The organism is Streptomyces sp. R33 (assembly GCF_041200175.1).
GTDB lineage: Bacteria > Actinomycetota > Actinomycetes > Streptomycetales > Streptomycetaceae > Streptomyces > Streptomyces katrae_B.
Genome location: NZ_CP165727.1, coordinates 6,119,156 through 6,134,869, shown reverse-complemented (window position 1 = coordinate 6,134,869; position 15,714 = coordinate 6,119,156). Strand labels below are relative to the sequence as shown.

13 protein-coding genes are annotated in these 15,714 nt (G+C 69.8%); 5 read left to right on the top strand and 8 right to left on the bottom strand.

Going from position 1 to position 15,714, the window contains the following annotated elements; all coding sequences use genetic code 11:
• Positions 1-32: 32 nt before the first annotated feature.
• Complete coding sequence (locus tag AB5J51_RS28225) at positions 33-653, bottom strand: heme-copper oxidase subunit III (protein WP_030291787.1); 621 nt, start codon at positions 651-653, stop codon at positions 33-35.
• A 198-nt stretch (positions 654-851) separates the two neighbouring features.
• Here AB5J51_RS28225 and AB5J51_RS28220 point away from each other — a divergent pair, with 198 nt between their 5' ends.
• Positions 852-1,256, top strand: a complete 405-nt coding sequence (locus AB5J51_RS28220; protein ID WP_053785150.1) for a response regulator transcription factor — start codon at positions 852-854, stop codon at positions 1,254-1,256.
• A 179-nt stretch (positions 1,257-1,435) separates the two neighbouring features.
• Here AB5J51_RS28220 and AB5J51_RS28215 read toward each other — a convergent pair whose 3' ends face one another.
• From AB5J51_RS28215 to coxB, 4 genes are all read right to left on the bottom strand, one after another.
• On the bottom strand, positions 1,436-2,683 hold the full coding sequence (locus tag AB5J51_RS28215; protein ID WP_053785149.1) for an Ig-like domain-containing protein: 1,248 nt from the start codon (positions 2,681-2,683) through the stop codon (positions 1,436-1,438).
• 116 nt (positions 2,684-2,799) lie between these two features.
• Entirely contained in the window at positions 2,800-3,198 is a 399-nt protein-coding gene (locus AB5J51_RS28210) for a cytochrome c oxidase subunit 4 (RefSeq protein WP_053785148.1), read from the bottom strand.
• The gene (ctaD, locus tag AB5J51_RS28205; protein WP_369778971.1) at positions 3,195-4,925 is read right to left on the bottom strand and encodes a cytochrome c oxidase subunit I; all 1,731 of its coding nucleotides are present in this window, start codon (positions 4,923-4,925) and stop codon (positions 3,195-3,197) included. The genes AB5J51_RS28210 and ctaD overlap by 4 nt, the downstream gene beginning before the upstream one ends.
• Positions 4,922-5,896 (bottom strand): cytochrome c oxidase subunit II, encoded by a 975-nt coding sequence (gene coxB, locus AB5J51_RS28200; RefSeq protein ID WP_136224567.1) that lies wholly within the window; start codon positions 5,894-5,896, stop codon positions 4,922-4,924. Before coxB ends, ctaD begins: the two co-directional genes overlap by 4 nt.
• Before the next feature lie 283 nt (positions 5,897-6,179).
• Between coxB and AB5J51_RS28195 the strand changes: the two genes are divergently transcribed.
• Positions 6,180-7,559 (top strand): cysteine desulfurase/sulfurtransferase TusA family protein, encoded by a 1,380-nt coding sequence (locus AB5J51_RS28195; RefSeq protein WP_369778970.1) that lies wholly within the window; start codon positions 6,180-6,182, stop codon positions 7,557-7,559.
• A 29-nt stretch (positions 7,560-7,588) separates the two neighbouring features.
• Here the strand turns inward: AB5J51_RS28195 and AB5J51_RS28190 are convergent, their stop codons facing one another.
• A complete protein-coding gene (locus AB5J51_RS28190; protein WP_030291771.1) occupies positions 7,589-8,566 on the bottom strand; it encodes a carbohydrate kinase family protein in 978 nt (325 codons plus the stop codon).
• Positions 8,567-8,698: 132 nt separating this feature from the next.
• Between AB5J51_RS28190 and AB5J51_RS28185 the strand changes: the two genes are divergently transcribed.
• Together AB5J51_RS28185 and AB5J51_RS28180 are read left to right on the top strand one after the other, a co-directional pair.
• The gene (locus AB5J51_RS28185; protein WP_053785144.1) at positions 8,699-8,911 is read left to right on the top strand and encodes a hypothetical protein; all 213 of its coding nucleotides are present in this window, start codon (positions 8,699-8,701) and stop codon (positions 8,909-8,911) included.
• An 82-nt stretch (positions 8,912-8,993) separates the two neighbouring features.
• A complete protein-coding gene (locus tag AB5J51_RS28180; RefSeq protein ID WP_369778969.1) occupies positions 8,994-10,451 on the top strand; it encodes a hypothetical protein in 1,458 nt (485 codons plus the stop codon).
• An 86-nt stretch (positions 10,452-10,537) separates the two neighbouring features.
• Here AB5J51_RS28180 and erpA read toward each other — a convergent pair whose 3' ends face one another.
• Positions 10,538-10,894, bottom strand: a complete 357-nt coding sequence (erpA, locus tag AB5J51_RS28175; RefSeq protein WP_030010511.1) for an iron-sulfur cluster insertion protein ErpA — start codon at positions 10,892-10,894, stop codon at positions 10,538-10,540.
• A 306-nt stretch (positions 10,895-11,200) separates the two neighbouring features.
• Here erpA and nadA point away from each other — a divergent pair, with 306 nt between their 5' ends.
• Positions 11,201-12,388, top strand: coding sequence for a quinolinate synthase NadA (nadA, locus tag AB5J51_RS28170; RefSeq protein WP_078613053.1), 1,188 nt, complete (start codon positions 11,201-11,203; stop codon positions 12,386-12,388).
• An 86-nt stretch (positions 12,389-12,474) separates the two neighbouring features.
• Here the strand turns inward: nadA and AB5J51_RS28165 are convergent, their stop codons facing one another.
• Positions 12,475-15,618: an efflux RND transporter permease subunit gene (locus AB5J51_RS28165; RefSeq protein WP_369778968.1), complete on the bottom strand. Its 3,144-nt coding sequence runs from the start codon at positions 15,616-15,618 to the stop codon at positions 12,475-12,477.
• Between the last annotated feature and the right edge of the window lie 96 nt (positions 15,619-15,714).

Genomic DNA, 15,714 nt, shown 5'->3' with positions numbered 1-15,714 from the left:
GGAGTGCCGGGTCTTGCCCGGTGACGTGTTCGCTACTTGATCAGGTAGATCGTCGCGAAGAGGCCGATCCAGACGACATCGACGAAGTGCCAGTAGTAGGACACGACGATGGCCGACGTGGCCTGTTCGTGGGTGAACCTCTTGGCCGCGTACGTCCGGCCGAGGACCAGCAGGAAGGCGATGAGACCGCCCGTCACGTGCAGACCGTGGAACCCGGTGGTCAGGTAGAACACGGAGCCGTACGGACCGGACGAGAGGCTCATGCCCTCGTGCTTGACCAGCTCGGTGTACTCGAACACCTGGCCGCCAATGAAGATCGCACCCATGACGAACGTGATCATGAACCACGACCGGAGCTTCTTCACGTCACCGCGCTCTGCGGCGAATACGCCGAGCTGGCAGGTGAGGGAGGAAAGCACCAGGATCGTCGTGTTCGTCGCCGAGAAGGGCAGATTCAAGGCCGAAGCCTGCTCTGTCCAGTACTCGGGACCTGTCACGGATCGCAGGGTGAAGTACATCGCGAAGAGGGCCGCGAAGAACATCAGCTCGGAACTCAACCAGATGATGGTTCCGACGCTGACGAGGTTCGGCCGGTTGACCGTCGGGTGCGCGTGCCCGGTATCTACTGTCGTTGCTGTCGCCACGACCGACATTATGTCGGTCGCTTATCCCGCCCTCACCCCGGGGGGTGCCGTTCGGAGTGTCAGGGGCGTGTGCAAGGCCCGAACGGCCCATCAGATCGGCCCGGGGCGTTCGTCGACGAGGCTGTTCGAACCGATGTTGACACCGGGTCGGACGGAGTAGCATCCCGCGCAACATCAACGTTATTCACGGCACCGTGGAGGAACGAAATGCGGTCGACTGCACGGGTTCTGGTCTACAGCGACGACGCGAGCACCCGGGAGCAGGTGCGGCTGGCGGCCGGACGCAGGCCGGCCGCGGACCTGCCGCCGGTCGAGTTCGTGGAATGCGCCACCCTCCCGGCCGTCCTGAGCGAGCTGGACGCGGGCGGGATCGACGCGTGCGTGCTGGACGGCGAGGCGGTTCCGGCCGGGGGCATGGGCGTGTGCCGGCAGATCAAGGACGAGATCTTCCGGTGCCCGCCGGTACTGCTGCTGATGGGGCGTCCGCAGGACGCCTGGCTGGCCACCTGGAGCCGCGCGGACGCCGCGGTGACCCTCCCGGTCGACCCCGTGGAGTTCGCGGACGCCCTGGCAGGCCTCCTCCGCCCCCGCCTGGCCGCCAACTCCGCCTGACCCGCCAGGGGACACCGCCGCCCGTGCCCGGCCGAAGGCTGCACGGTCGGCTGAGCCGAAGGGGCCGCGTCGGCGAAGGAGGGCGAGCGCCCGGAGGAAACCGCGAGGTACGAGCGGTTTTCGAGGACGCACGCCCTCCTGGAGCCGACACCAGCGGCCCCGGAGGCGAAGCCGACCAATCAGACAGTGGGCCGCAGGCGGGCCTTGTCGATCGGGCTGCGCCCTTCCTGGGTGCCCTTGAGGAGGGCGCTGCCCTCGCGCCACTCCTTCCAGTCCAGGTTCCAGTCGCCGAAGCCGTTGCCGAACGGCTCCATGTCGTCGCCGATGCTGTTGATCACCCGGACGATGTCGCCCTCGGTGATGTTCTCGTAGAACCAGGCGGCGTTGCCCGTGCTCATGCCGGTGCAGCCGTGGCTGACGTTCTCGTAGCCCTGCGAGCCCACGGACCACGGCGCGGCGTGCACGTATTCACCACTCCAGGTGACGCGGGTCGCGTAGTAGACGGGCAGGTTGTAGTACTCGCTGCCGCCGATGCCGACGGTGTCGCCGCGCATCTGGACGAAGTACTGCTTGCCGAGCACCACCTTGACCCCGTTGCGGGTGGAGAAGCCGGGCTTCCCGGTGGTCACCGGAATGGTGTTGATCACTTCTCCGTTGCGCTCGAACGTGAGGTAGTGCGAGGACGCGTCGGTGGTGACCTCGACCCGGTCCCCGATCTCCAGGTTCAGCGGCTTGGTGACGGCCCCGTGCAACTCGTCGGAGATCTTGATGCCCTCCAGGTTGCTCCGTACGGAGACGGTGGAGTGGGCGGGCCAGTATTCCTTCGGGCGGAAGTGCAGGTGCTTGTCGTCCACCCAGTGCCAGGCGCCCTCGACCCCCGGCGGCGTGTCGACGACCAGGCCCCGCTCCACGATCGCGCGGGCGGCCTTGTCCGTGATGGGCTCGTTGAGTTCGGCCGTGATGGGCTGTCCGACGCCGTACTTGCCCTCGTCCGGCCCGAATTCGACCTTCAGGACCTGCTTGGCCGGAGTCGTCTTGAACGTCAGCCTGCGCTGCCCTGGAGCCCCGCGCTCGTCCTCGGTGTTCACCAGGACCGTGTAATGCGCGCCGGCGGCCATCGGGGCGGTGCTGTGCCAGCGGTCGCCCTTGGCGCTCAGCTCGCCCGCGAGCCGGCGGCCCTGGGAGTCCACGGCGGACACGTCGGTGATCCGGGTGCCGCCGGTGCCCTTGGCGGTGATCTCCAGGGGCTTCTCGGGGTCGAGGGGGCGGCCGCCGGGCGGCTGGTTGAAGACGACCTTGTCGCCCGCGTCGTACGGGCGGGCTGACAGCGGGTTGTCTCCGGGCCCGCAGGCGGTGGCGCCGGCCCCCAGGGACGCGACCAGCACGGAGCAGCTGAGAACCGTCCAAAGACGCGGTGAGTGCTTCATGGAGCCCACGCTATGAAGGTATGACCATTACTGCGCGCGGGGTGACTGCAAACGAGGGGCCCGGACTCCTCCATCGGAGGTGTCCGGGCCCCAGGTCTTGTCTCGTTGCTGCGGTCCTACTGGTTCTGGTTCTCACCGCGGTAGTACTCGTACACCCAGCCCCACAGGCCGATCACGATGATCGGGGCCGAGAAGTACATGAGCCACCAGCCGAAGATGACGCCCATGAAGGCGAGCGCACCGCCGATGCCCAGCGAGAGCGGCTGCCAGCTGTGCGGGGAGAAGAACCCCAGCTCGCCCGCCTCGTCGGCGACGTCGGCCTCCAGGTTGTCCTGGGCCATCTCGTCCACGCGCTTGGCCGTGAAGGCCAGGTAGTAGCCGATCATGACGCTCAGGCCGAAGGCCAGGAAGAGCGCGGTGGTACCGACGGGCTCCTTCGACCACACGCCGTACACGACGGCCATGATCAGGATGAAGAGGGAGAGCCAGAGGAACATCTTGCCCTGGATCTTCACTTGCCGGCCTCCTTGCCACCGGTGACGGCCTTGGTGGCGACGCTGTGGTCCTCGAGGTGGTCGAGGGCCGCGATCTCAGGGTGGTGCAGGTCGAACGCCGGGGATTCGGAACGGATCCGCGGCAGGGTGAGGAAGTTGTGCCGCGGCGGCGGGCAGGACGTCGCCCACTCGAGCGAACGGCCGTAGCCCCACGGGTCGTCGACCTCGATCTTCTTGCCGTACTTCGCCGTCTTCCAGACGTTGTACATGAACGGCAGCATCGACATGCCCAGCAGGAACGAGCTGATCGTCGAGATCGTGTTCAGGGCGGTGAAGCCGTCGGCAGCGAGGTAGTCCGCGTAACGACGCGGCATGCCCTCGGCACCCAGCCAGTGCTGCACCAGGAACGTGCCGTGGAAGCCGATGAACAGCGTCCAGAAGGTGATCTTGCCGAGGCGCTCGTCCAGCATCTTGCCCGTGAACTTCGGCCACCAGAAGTGGAAGCCGGCGAACATCGCGAACACCACGGTGCCGAAGACGACGTAGTGGAAGTGCGCGACGACGAAGTACGAGTCGGAGACGTGGAAGTCCATCGGGGGCGAGGCCAGGATGACGCCGGTCAGACCACCGAAGGTGAAGGTGACCAGGAAGCCGATCGTCCAGAGCATCGGGGTCTCGAAGGACAGCGAGCCCTTCCACATGGTGCCGATCCAGTTGAAGAACTTCACACCGGTCGGGACCGCGATCAGGAAGGTCATGAAGGAGAAGAACGGCAGGAGCACGCCGCCGGTGACGTACATGTGGTGGGCCCACACGGTCACCGAGAGGCCGGCGATCGCGATCGTCGCACCGATCAGACCGATGTAACCGAACATCGGCTTGCGGGAGAAGACCGGGATGATCTCGGAGACGATTCCGAAGAATGGCAGCGCGATGATGTACACCTCTGGGTGTCCGAAGAACCAGAAGAGGTGTTGCCAGAGCAATGCGCCGCCGTTGGAGGCGTCGAACACGTGCGCACCGAACTTGCGGTCGGCCTCCAGCGCGAACAGCGCGGCGGCCAGGACCGGGAAGGCGAGCAGGACCAGGACACCGGTCAGCAGCACGTTCCAGGTGAAGATCGGCATGCGGAACATCGTCATGCCGGGGGCGCGCATGCAGATGATCGTGGTGCTGAAGTTGACCGAGCCGAGGATCGTGCCGAAGCCGGAGAAGGCCAGACCCATGATCCACATGTCGGCGCCGATGCCCGGCGAGCGGACCGCGTCCGACAGCGGGGAGTAGGCGAACCAGCCGAAGTCGGCGGCGCCGTTCGGCGTGACGAAGCCGGCCACCGCGATGGTCGAGCCGAAGAGGTACAGCCAGTACGCGAACATGTTCAGCCGCGGGAACGCCACGTCGGGCGCGCCGATCTGCAGCGGCATGATCCAGTTCGCGAAGCCCGCGAAGAGCGGGGTGGCGAACATCAGCAGCATGATCGTGCCATGCATGGTGAACGCCTGGTTGAACTGCTCGTTCGACATGATCTGCGTGCCCGGACGAGCCAGCTCGGCGCGCATGAAGAGCGCCAGCAGGCCGCCGATGAGGAAGAACACGAACGACGTGACCAGGTACATCGTGCCGATGGTCTTGTGGTCGGTAGTGGTCATCCACTTCACGACGACATTGCCCGGCTGCTTGCGCCGCACCGGCAGCTCGTTTTCATACGAGTCGGCGGCGGCACCCTGAGATTCGTTGAGGATGCTCACAGTTTGTTCGTCTCCGCATTCCGGGCCGGGTCAGTCTGCTTGATGCCGGCCGGGAGGAAGCCGGTCTGCCCCTTCTCGGCCAGTTCCTTGAGGTGCGCCCGGTAGGCCTCGGGCGAGACGACCTTGACGTTGAAGAGCATCCGGGAGTGGTCGACGCCGCAGAGCTCGGCGCACTTGCCCATGAACGTGCCCTCCTGGGAGGGGACGACCTCAAAGACGTTGGTGTGGCCCGGGATCACGTCCTGCTTGAACAGGAAGGGGACCACCCAGAAGGAGTGGATGACGTCGTTCGACGACAGGATGAAGCGGACCTTCTCACCCTTCGGCAGCCACAGCGTGGGGCCGGGGTTGCCGGTCTCCAGGTTGCGGTCGCCGGGAACGCCCTTCTCGTAGACGCCCTCGGCGCCCGCGGGGAATTCCTTGGTGAAGCGGTCCGGGATGTTGGCGAGCTCCTTGGGAACCTCGCCCGCCTTCGGGGTCACCGCATCGCCGTCGACGTTCTCGACGTAGTTGAAGCCCCAGCTCCACTGGAAGCCGACCACGTTGATCGTGTGCGCAGGCTTCGGGGTGAGCGCGAGCAGCTTCGACTCGTCACGCGCGGTGAAGTAGAAGAGCACCGAGACGATGATGAGCGGGACCACGGTGTACAGCGCCTCGATGGGCATGTTGTACCGGGTCTGCGGGGGGACCTCCACCTTCGTCCGGCTGCGCCGGTGGAAGATGACGCTCCAGATGATCAGGCCCCAGACCAGGATGCCCGTGATGAGAGCGGCTGCCCACGACCCCTGCCACAGGGACAGGATGCGAGGCGCCTCCTCCGTGACCGGATAGGGCATTCCGAGCCGGGGGAAGTCTTGCCAGTTGTACGAGCAACCAGTGGCGGTCGCCAGGACCGCGCCCGCAGTCAGCGCCTGCAGCAGCTTCCGCCGCATCGGGCGCCGCGGCGAGCGGTCGGAGCCGTAGGGACTCACGTAGCGCCTTCCCGAGAGTCTCGGCCCGCGCGGCCGGCCGCGGCCGTATTCGGGTCGGTCGCCGGCCCTGACGCAGGCAGGGGTTTGGATGTTTATGCGGACCAAACCCTACTGGACGCTATTTGGGGTCGCGCGGGGAGGGTGCCCAACGCGCCGCTACTGCCCCCGAAGGGATGGATCCGCCGTACGGGGGACGGCCCAACACCCCCTGAATGGCGGCCTCCGGAGGGCATCTGACGGCCCCTGACCTCGAACGGACCCGGCCGCCGGTTAGCGTGGCGGGATGCCGTACTTCGACACCGCGTCCGCCGCCCCCCTGCACCCCGTGGCCCGGCAGGCGTTGCAGGCCACCCTGGACGAGGGGTGGGCGGACCCCGCCCGGCTCTATCGGGAGGGCCGGCGCGCGCGGCTGCTGCTGGACGCGGCGCGGGAGGCGGCGGCGGAGGCGGTGGGCTGTCGCCCCGACGAGCTCGTGTTCACTCCTTCGGGGACGCACGCGGTTCACACGGGGGTCGCCGGAGCCCTCGCCGGGCGTCGGCGCGTCGGCGGTCATCTGGTCGTATCAGCGGTCGAACACAGCTCTGTCCTCCATGCGGCGCAGGCCCACGAGGCCGCCGGCGGGACCGTGACGCAGGTCCCCGTGGACCGCACGGGGGCGGTCTCCCCGGCCGGATACGCCTCCGTACTGGACGCGTCGACGGCCCTGGCCTGCCTCCAGTCGGCCAACCACGAGGTGGGCACGGTCCAGCCGGTGGCGGAGGTCGCCGAGGTCTGCGCGACGGCGGGGGTGCCGCTGCTGGTGGACGCGGCGCAGTCGCTGGGCTGGGGCCCGGTCGAGGGCGGCTGGTCGGTGCTCACCGGGAGCGCGCACAAATGGGGCGGTCCGCCGGGAGTCGGGCTGCTGGTGGTCCGCAAGGGTGTCCGCTTCTCGCCCCAATTCCCCGCGGACGAACGGGAGTCGGGCCGCTCCCCCGGGTTCGCCAACCTCCCGGCGATCGTGGCGGCGGCGGCCTCGCTGCGCGCGGTACGGGCGGAGGCCGACGCGGAGGCGGCCCGGCTGCGGATCCTGGTGGACCGCATCCGGCGGCGCGTGGCGCGGCTGGTGCCGGACGTGGAGGTGGTCGGTGACCCGGAACGGCGGCTGCCGCACCTGGTCACGTTCTCCTGCCTGTACGTCGACGGCGAGACGCTGCTGCACGAGCTGGACCGCGCGGGCTATTCCGTTTCGTCCGGCTCCTCCTGCACCAGCTCCACGCTGACCCCGAGTCATGTGCTGCAGGCGATGGGCGTGCTGTCGGAGGGGAACGTACGGGTCTCCCTGCCGTCGGGGACGACGGCCGAGGAGGTGAACGGCTTCCTGGAGGTCCTGCCCGGGGTGGTGGCGGGGGTGCGCGCCACGCTCGGCGTGGGCGAACCGGTGGCCGTGGAGCCGGTGTCGGACGCGCTGGAGGTCGACGCGCTGGGCCTGCGCTGCCCGCAGCCGGTGATCGAGCTGGCCCGGGTCATCGGTACGGTCCCGGTCGGCGGGACCGTGACCGTCCTGTCGGACGACGAGGTGGCCCGCCTGGACATCCCGGCCTGGTGCACGATGCGCGGCCACACGTACCTGGGCGAAGCCCCCCGCCCGGTGGGGGTGGCGTACACGGTCCGCCGGCGGGTCTGAGGTCCAGCCCCGCCGGCGTCCGAGTGCGCCTACGCGGCCAGGTGGGCGCGGACCTCGGAGGCGGCGGCGTCGCCGTAGGCCTTCGTGAAGCGCTCCATGAAGTGGGCCCGCGCCAGCGTGTACTCCTGGGTGCCCAGCGTCTCGATCACGAGCGTGGCCAGCATGCAGCCGACCTGCGCGGCCCGCTCCAGGCCCACGCCCCAGCCCAGACCGGTCAGGAACCCGGCGCGGAACGCGTCGCCGACGCCCGTCGGGTCGATCTTCGCCGTCTCCTCGGGGCAGCCGACGACGATCGGCTCCTCGCCGACCCGCTCGATCCGCACGCCCCGCGAGCCCAGCGTCGTCACCCGGGTGCCGACCTTGGCGAGGATCTCCTCGTCCGACCAGCCGGACTTCGACTCGATGAGGCCCTTCTCGTACTCGTTCGAGAAGAGGTACGTCGCACCCTCCATCAGGGTGCGGATGTTGTCGCCGTCCATCCGGGCGATCTGCTGCGAGAAGTCCGCCGCGAACGGGATGCCCCGCGTCCGGCACTCCTCCGTGTGGCGCAGCATCGCCTCGGGGTCGTCGGCGCCGATGAGGACGAGGTCGAGCCCGCCCACCCGGTCCGCGACCGCCTTCAGCTCGATCAGGCGGGCCTCGCTCATCGCGCCCGTGTAGAAGGAGCCGATCTGGTTGTGGTCGGCGTCCGTGGTGCACACGAAGCGCGCGGTGTGCAGGACCTCGGAGATCCGCACGGAGGCGGTGTCGACGCCGTGCCGGTCCAGCCATGCGCGGTACTCGTCGAAGTCGTACCCGGCCGCGCCGACCAGGATGGGGCGGATGCCGAGCTGGCCCATGCCGAAGCAGATGTTCGGGCCGACACCGCCCCGCCGTACGTCGAGGTTGTCGACGAGGAAGGAGAGGGAGACCGTGTGCAGCTGGTCCGCGACGAGCTGGTCGGCGAAGCGGCCGGGGAAGGTCATGAGGTGGTCGGTGGCGATGGAGCCGGTGATGGCGATACGCACGGCGTGGACGCTCCTGCGAGGGACGGCGAGGGGGACAGTCAAAACTACCCGGTCGCTGCCCCGCGGCCGACCGCACGAAACTACCCCGTAGTAGGTCTTTCTTCACCCGCGGGGCCGTGCCTACCGTGCCCCATGACCTCTACCGATGGTTTCGGGTACGAGAACGCGGCCGACACGCAGCCGGAATTCGAGCGGCTGCTGGGCGACTGCGCCAGGATGGCCCCGCACTGGACGGTCCCGGCACACCCCCGGCCGACCCGGGTGGCGCCGTCCCAGATCCACGGGATCAGCGTCCCGCCGGCCTCGGCCCGCCTGATCGCTTCCACGGCCGAGTACGGCGAGTAGCCGCCGGCGACCGGGGAACCGGTTCGCCGTCTGTTCCGTCACAGCCGCATCAGCCACTGCGGTACAGGCGAAGGAGCAAGCGGTGACCAGCGAACAACCCGACACACCACGCGGCACTCGGCGGCGGCCGGCCTGGGCCATCGGCTCGATCGCGGCCGCCGTCCTGCTCGCAGGCGGCGGTACGGCGTACTGGGCGGCGGCGGCCTCCGGCGACGGTACGCCGGGCGGTCGTACGGGTGACAGCGCGGCCTCGGCGCCCCGCGTCGCGCCGAGCCCCTCGGGGCCGGGCATCGCCCCGGGCGAGCCGGATCCGCACGGCAGCGGGGTGACGTACCGGGCGGACGTGGCCCTCCCCGAGGCTCCGGCGACCGCGCCGGCCTTCGCCGCGACCGGCGAGGTCACCTCGGAGGAGGTGGCCCGGCTCGCGACGGCCCTCGGCATCCCGGGCACCCCGCGGCTGACCGGCGACGTCTGGCAGGCCGGGGAGACCGCGGACGGCGCCGGGCCCCGGCTCACGGTGAACCGCAAGGCGCCCGGCACCTGGAACTTCGCCCGCTTCCAGGGGGCGGGCGGCGCCGGTGACGACTGCAAGCGCGGCAAGGACACCTGCGGCCCGGCCACGCTCCCCCAGGGCGCCCAGGAGGCGGACGGCGCGGGCGGTGCGGCCGCCAGGGGGGGTGCACCGGTGAGCGAGGAGGCCGCCAAGGCCGCCGCCGCCCCGGTGCTCGCGGCCGCCGGCCAGAGCGGGGCCAAGCTGGACGCCCGGCTCGTCCAGGGCGCCGTCCGCGTGGTCAACGCCGACCCGGTGATCGACGGGCTGCCCACGCAGGGCTGGTCCACGAAGGTCAGCGTGGCTGCGGACTCCCAGGTGGTGGCGGGCAGCGGCGAGCTGAAGGCACCCGTGCGCGCCGCCGATCAGCCGGTGGTCGGGGCCGTCGAGGCGCTGGCCCGGCTGAACCGGTCCTCCGCCGGGTCGGGCGGTACGGACCCGGGGCCGAGCGGCTGCGCGACCTCGGTCCCGCTGACCCCGGACACCCCGGTCGGGCCCTCGGACACGCTGCCCTGCAACCCGGAGCCGCGTCCGATGAAGCCGCCGCGGACGGAGACCGTGAAGGGGGCCGTGCTCGGGCTGGCCCCGGGGACCGTGGACGGCGCGCGCGGCCTGGTGCCGGCCTGGCTGTTCGAGGTGGCGGGCAGCAACGGCGGCGCAGGGCGCACGGTGGTCCAGCCGGCCGCCGAGAACGGCTCCGCCGCGCCTTCGGCCCCCAAGGGCGGCCGGACCGTGCCCGGGTTCTCGTACAAGGAGGACGACCGGAAGCTGACCGTGAACTTCTGGGGCGGGGTGTGCAGCACCTACGCCCTGGAGGCGCGGGAGGAGGCCGGGTCGGTCATGGTGAAGATCACCGACACCCCGAACGAGCCGGGCCGGGCCTGCATCATGGTCGCCCAGGACATGACGGTGTCGACGACCCTCCAGCAGCCGCTCGGTGAGCGCAAGGTGGTCGACGTGACCTCGGGCAAGCCGCTCCCCCGGCAGTAGCCCCTACGCGAAAGGCCCCCGGCACCGAGAGGTGCCGGGGGCCTTTCGTCGTTCGGGCTCGCTCAGGGCTCAGCCGGACGACGGGCCTAGCTGAACGAGTCGCCGCAGGCGCAGGAGCCGGTGGCGTTGGGGTTGTCGATCGTGAAGCCCTGCTTCTCGATGGTGTCGACGAAGTCGATCGAGGCACCGTGCAGGTACGGGGAGCTCATCCGGTCCGTGACGACCTTCACGCCGTCGAAGTCCTTGACGACGTCACCGTCGAGGGACCGCTCGTCGAAGAAGAGCTGGTAGCGCAGGCCGGAGCAGCCGCCGGGCTGGACGGCGACGCGAAGCGCCAGGTCATCGCGGCCTTCCTGCTCCAGCAGGGTCCTGACCTTCTCGGCGGCGGCGTCGGACAGGAGGATGCCGTCGCTCACAGTGGTCTTGTCGTCCTGTACGGACATCTGCATTCACTCCCGAAGTGGGCGGCTCCCCGCCGGAAGCAGGGAAACGTCGGACTCTTGCCGTCGATGGCAACGAGCGGGGCCGCGGATTCATTCCGGACCCGACGCATGTCTTGGTTATTCATGCTCGCACACCCTCCCGGGCGGCTGGGCCCGACGGACCGAGTGCTTCATCTCAGGGGAATTCGTCACATCGACACTATCGGCATCGTCAAAGTGACGTGAAGCGGCTATCATAGATAGCGTCAAATAGACGAGAAGTCGAAGCCCAGCTCCAGAAGTTCCCCTTGTCGCAGAACAGAAAGGGTGCGTGTCGTGACCACCGCCCAGCCTTTGGACGTCCAGCCGACGCCCCTTGCCCTGCTGCTGCTCGGCCGTGAGGCCGACCCCAAGAGCGAGCGCGGGGTGGAGTGCCCCGGCGACCTGCCCTCGCCGTCGGACCCGGACCTGGTCGCGCGCGCCCGCGCGGCCAAGGAGAAGCTCGGGGACAAGGTCTTCATCCTCGGCCACCACTACCAGCGTGACGAGGTGATCGAGTTCGCCGACGTCACCGGCGACTCCTTCAAGCTGGCCAAGGACGCGGCCGCCAAGCCGGAGGCCGAGTACATCGTCTTCTGCGGCGTCCACTTCATGGCGGAGTCCGCGGACATCCTGACCTCGGACGACCAGAAGGTCGTCCTGCCCGACCTCGCGGCCGGCTGCTCGATGGCCGACATGGCCACCGCCGAGCAGGTCGCCGAGTGCTGGGACGTGCTCACCGAGGCGGGCATAGCGGACGTGACGGTCCCCGTCTCGTACATGAACTCCTCGGCGGACATCAAGGCGTTCACCGGCAAGCACGGCGGCACGATCTGCACGTCGTCCAACGCCAAGAAGGCCCTCGAGTGGGCCTTCGAGCAGGGCGAGAAGGTGCTCTTCCTGCCGGACCAGCACCTGGGCCGCAACACCGCGGTGCGCGACATGGGCATGTCCCTCGACGACTGCGTGCTCTACAACCCGCACAAGCCGAACGGCGGCCTGACCGCCGAGCAGCTGCGGAACGCCAAGATGATCCTGTGGCGCGGCCACTGCTCGGTGCACGGCCGGTTCTCGGTCGACTCGGTCAACGACGTGCGCGCCCGCATCCCCGGCGTGAACGTCCTCGTCCACCCCGAGTGCAAGCACGAGGTCGTGGCGGCCGCGGACTACGTCGGCTCGACGGAGTACATCATCAAGGCGCTGGAGGCGGCCCCGGCCGGATCCAAGTGGGCCATCGGCACGGAGCTGAACCTCGTCCGCCGCCTGGCGAATCGATTTGCCGCGCAGGACAAGGAGGTCGTCTTCCTCGACAAGACGGTCTGCTTCTGCTCGACGATGAACCGCATCGACCTCCCCCACCTGGTGTGGACCCTGGAGTCCCTGGCCGAGGGCAACCTCGTGAACCAGATCCAGGTCGACAAGGAGACGGAGAGCTTCGCGAAGCTCGCCCTGGAGCGCATGCTCGCGCTCCCGTAGCCGTCTCCTCCCGTACGCCCGCAGTACGCCCGAAGGGCCGCCCCCTCGATCGAGGGGGCGGCCCTTCGTCGTCCGTCGGACGTGCGTCAGACCGTGACCGGGGACTCCTCGTCCGAGGACTCGTCCGGGGACGGGACCACCCTCAGGCGGGCCGTCCGCCTGGCCTCGCGCCTGGCGCGGCGGCGCTCCTTGCGGAGCTCGATCATCGTGTACAGCGTCGGCACCAGGAGCAGCGTCAGCAGGGTCGAGCTGACCAGGCCGCCGATCACCACGACCGCGAGCGGCTGCGAGATGAACCCGCCCTCGCCGGTGACGCCGAGCGCCATCGGGAGCAGCGCGAAGATCGTCGCGAGGGCCGTCATGAGGATCGGGCGCAGGCGGTGCCGGCCGCCCTCGATGACGGCTTCGACGACGCCGAGGCCCTGGGCGCGGTACTGGTTGACCAGGTCGATCAGGACGATCGCGTTGGTCACGACGATGCCGATGAGCATCAGCATGCCGATCATGGCCGGGACCCCCAGCGGGGTGCCGGTCACGAGCAGCAGGCCGAGCGCGCCGGTCGCCGCGAACGGGATGGACACCAGCAGGACCAGCGGCTGGATCAGCGACCGGAACGTGGCCACGAGCAGCATGAACACGATGGCGATGGCCGCGAGCATGGCCAGGCCCAGCGAGGCGAAGGCCTCGCCCTGGTCCTCGGAGACGCCGCCGATGGTGGCCGTGGCCCCGTCGGGCAGGTCCAGTGCGCTGATCTTCGTCTGGAGCGCGGCGCCGATCGCGCCGGTGTTGTCGCCCACCGGCTTCGCGGTGACGGTGGCGGCGCGGGCGCCGTCGATCCGGGTCATCGAGACCGGGCCGGGGACCTCCTTGACCTCGGCGACGTCGCCGAGCTTGACCGGGCCGACCGGGAGCGCCTGCAGTTCGGCCAGGGTGGTGGCCGGCTGCGCGGACTTGATGACGATGTCCCGCTCGGTGTTGTCCAGTACGGCCTTGCCCGCCGGATTGCCCCGTACGGCCTGGGCCACGATCGCGCCGAGCGCGGCCTGGTTCAGGCCCGCCTCGGCGGCCTTCGGGGTGGCGGTGACCGAGATCCGGGGCACGGACTGGGACAGGTCGCTCTGCACGTCGGTGACGTCGTCGAGCGTGGCCACCTCGGCCCGGACCTGCTCGGCGGCCTGGGCGAGGACGGCCGCGTCGCCCGCCTTGACGACCACGCTGAGATTCTGGCTGCCGAAGCCGCCGCCCGCCGAGATGCTGGTGTCGCCGATGCCGTCGAGCTTGCCGAGGGCGTCCTCGATGCGCTTCTTGACGCCCTCGGAGTCGCCGGAGTCCTCCAGGGTGACCTGGTACGAGGCCTGGTTGGAGCCCGTACCGCCGCCGAAGGCGGCCAGGAAACCGGAGGAGCCGACGGTGACCTGGTAGTCCTTGACGCCCTTGACCTCGGTCAGGGCCTTCTCGACCCGCCGGCCGGCAGCGTCGGAGGCGGCCAGCGAGGTGCCCGGGGGCAGCTGCTGCTTGACCGTCAGGACGCTCTGCTCGCCCTGGTCGAAGAAGTTGGTCTTCAGCAGGGGCGCCATCCCGAACGTGGCGATGAGGACGACGACCGCGACGACGAGGGTGGCGATCCGGCGGCGGGTGACCAGCCCCAGGGCCCGTACGTAGAACCGCTGGAGACGGCTCTTCGCCTCCTTCTCCTCGGCTTCGCGCCGCGCCTTCGCCGCACTCTCGGGGTCGCCGGCCACCACGCCCTTCGGCGCGCGCAGGAACCAGTAGGAGAGCACCGGCACGACCGTCAGGGAGACGATCAGCGAGGCCAGCAGGGCCGCGGCGACGGTGAGGGAGAACGGGCCGAAGAACTCGCCGACCATGCCGCCGACGAAGGCGATCGGCAGGAAGACGGCGACGGTGGTGAGCGTGGAGGAGGTGACCGCGCCGGCGACCTCCTTGACCGCGGTGATGATGGCGGCCTCGCGCTCCTCGCCGTAGCCGAGGTGGCGCTTGATGTTCTCCAGGACCACGATCGAGTCGTCGACGACGCGGCCGATGGCGATGGTGAGCGCGCCCAGGGTCAGCATGTTGAGCGACAGGTCGCGGGTCCACAGCACGATCAGCGCGAGGACCACGGACAGCGGGATGGAGACCGCGGTGACCAGCGTCGAGCGCAGCGAGGCCAGGAAGACCAGGATCACGATCACCGCGAAGAGCAGGCCGAGCAGGCCCTCGGTGGTGAGGCTGGAGATGGACTTGGCGACGGGCGGGCCCTGGTCGCTGACGACGGTCAGCTCGGCGCCGGCGCCGAGCGCGGTGCGCAGCTCGGGCAGCTTGTCCTGGACGGCGTCGGAGATCGCGACGGCGCTGCCGTCCTTGTCCATGGTGAGGACGAGGGCGAGGCTGGGCTTGCCGTTGGTGCGGGTGATGGAGACGGCCTTGGCGGGCTCCTGCTTGACGGTGGCGACGTCGGCCAGGCGCACGGCCGGCTTGCCGGGGCCGGCGCTCAGGCGCAGGTCCTCGAGCTGGGCGAGGGAGGTGTAGCCGCCGCCGACGCGGACGGTCCGGTTCTTGCCCGCCTCGTCGAAGGAGCCGGCGGGGACGGTCGCGCCGCCCGCCTGGAGGCCCTGCGCGAGGGCGGCGCCGTCGAGGCCGGCCGCCGCGAGCTTGGCGTTGTCGGGGGTGACGGCGATCTGGAGGTCCTGGACCCCGTCGACGCTGACCTGGCCGACGCCCTCGATGTCCTCGAGGACGGGGACGACGGAACGGTTCAGCTGGTCGGCGAGCGCCTGCTGGTCCTTGTCCGAGGTGACGGCGAGGACGACGGTCGGGATGTCGTCGGTGGAACCGGCCACGACCTGCGGGTCCACCTCGGCGGGCAGCCGTACGCGCGCCCGGTTCACGGCCTGCTGGACGTCGGCGACGAGCTGCTTGGTGCCGCTGTCGCCGTAGTCGAACTTGGCCATGATGAGGGCGTTGCCCTCGCTGGCGGTGGAGGTGATGCCGGTGATGCCGTCGACGCCCTTGAGCGTGGCCTCGATCGGTTCGATGACCTGCTTCTCCACCACGTCGGGCGAGGCGCCCTGGTACGGCGCGAGCACGGACACCATCGGCAGTTCGATGGACGGCAGCAGCTGCTGCTTGAGCTGCGGGATGGCTATGGCGCCGAAGAGCAGTGCGGTGATCGACACGAGGCCGACCAGCGCTCTCTGCGCCAGGCTGAAGCGGGACAGCCAGGACATGGGTTGGGATCTCTCTGCTGTGGCGTGCGCGGGGCTGGGCCTGAAGGCCGCGGGCCTTCAGCCTTCCGTACGCCGGGGCGGCGCTGCGTCGCCCCC

Excerpts from the sequence above, each read along its gene's own strand:
- AB5J51_RS28225 (WP_030291787.1), bottom strand. The coding sequence starts at position 653 with ATGTCGGTCGTGGCGACAGCAACGACAGTAGATACCGGGCACGCGCAC.
- erpA (WP_030010511.1), bottom strand. The coding sequence starts at position 10,894 with ATGTCCGTACAGGACGACAAGACCACTGTGAGCGACGGCATCCTCCTG.
- AB5J51_RS28165 (WP_369778968.1), bottom strand. The coding sequence starts at position 15,618 with ATGTCCTGGCTGTCCCGCTTCAGCCTGGCGCAGAGAGCGCTGGTCGGC.
- AB5J51_RS28185 (WP_053785144.1), top strand. The coding sequence starts at position 8,699 with ATGACCTCTACCGATGGTTTCGGGTACGAGAACGCGGCCGACACGCAG.
- AB5J51_RS28215 (WP_053785149.1), bottom strand. The coding sequence starts at position 2,683 with ATGAAGCACTCACCGCGTCTTTGGACGGTTCTCAGCTGCTCCGTGCTG.
- AB5J51_RS28195 (WP_369778970.1), top strand. The coding sequence starts at position 6,180 with ATGCCGTACTTCGACACCGCGTCCGCCGCCCCCCTGCACCCCGTGGCC.
- AB5J51_RS28220 (WP_053785150.1), top strand. The coding sequence starts at position 852 with ATGCGGTCGACTGCACGGGTTCTGGTCTACAGCGACGACGCGAGCACC.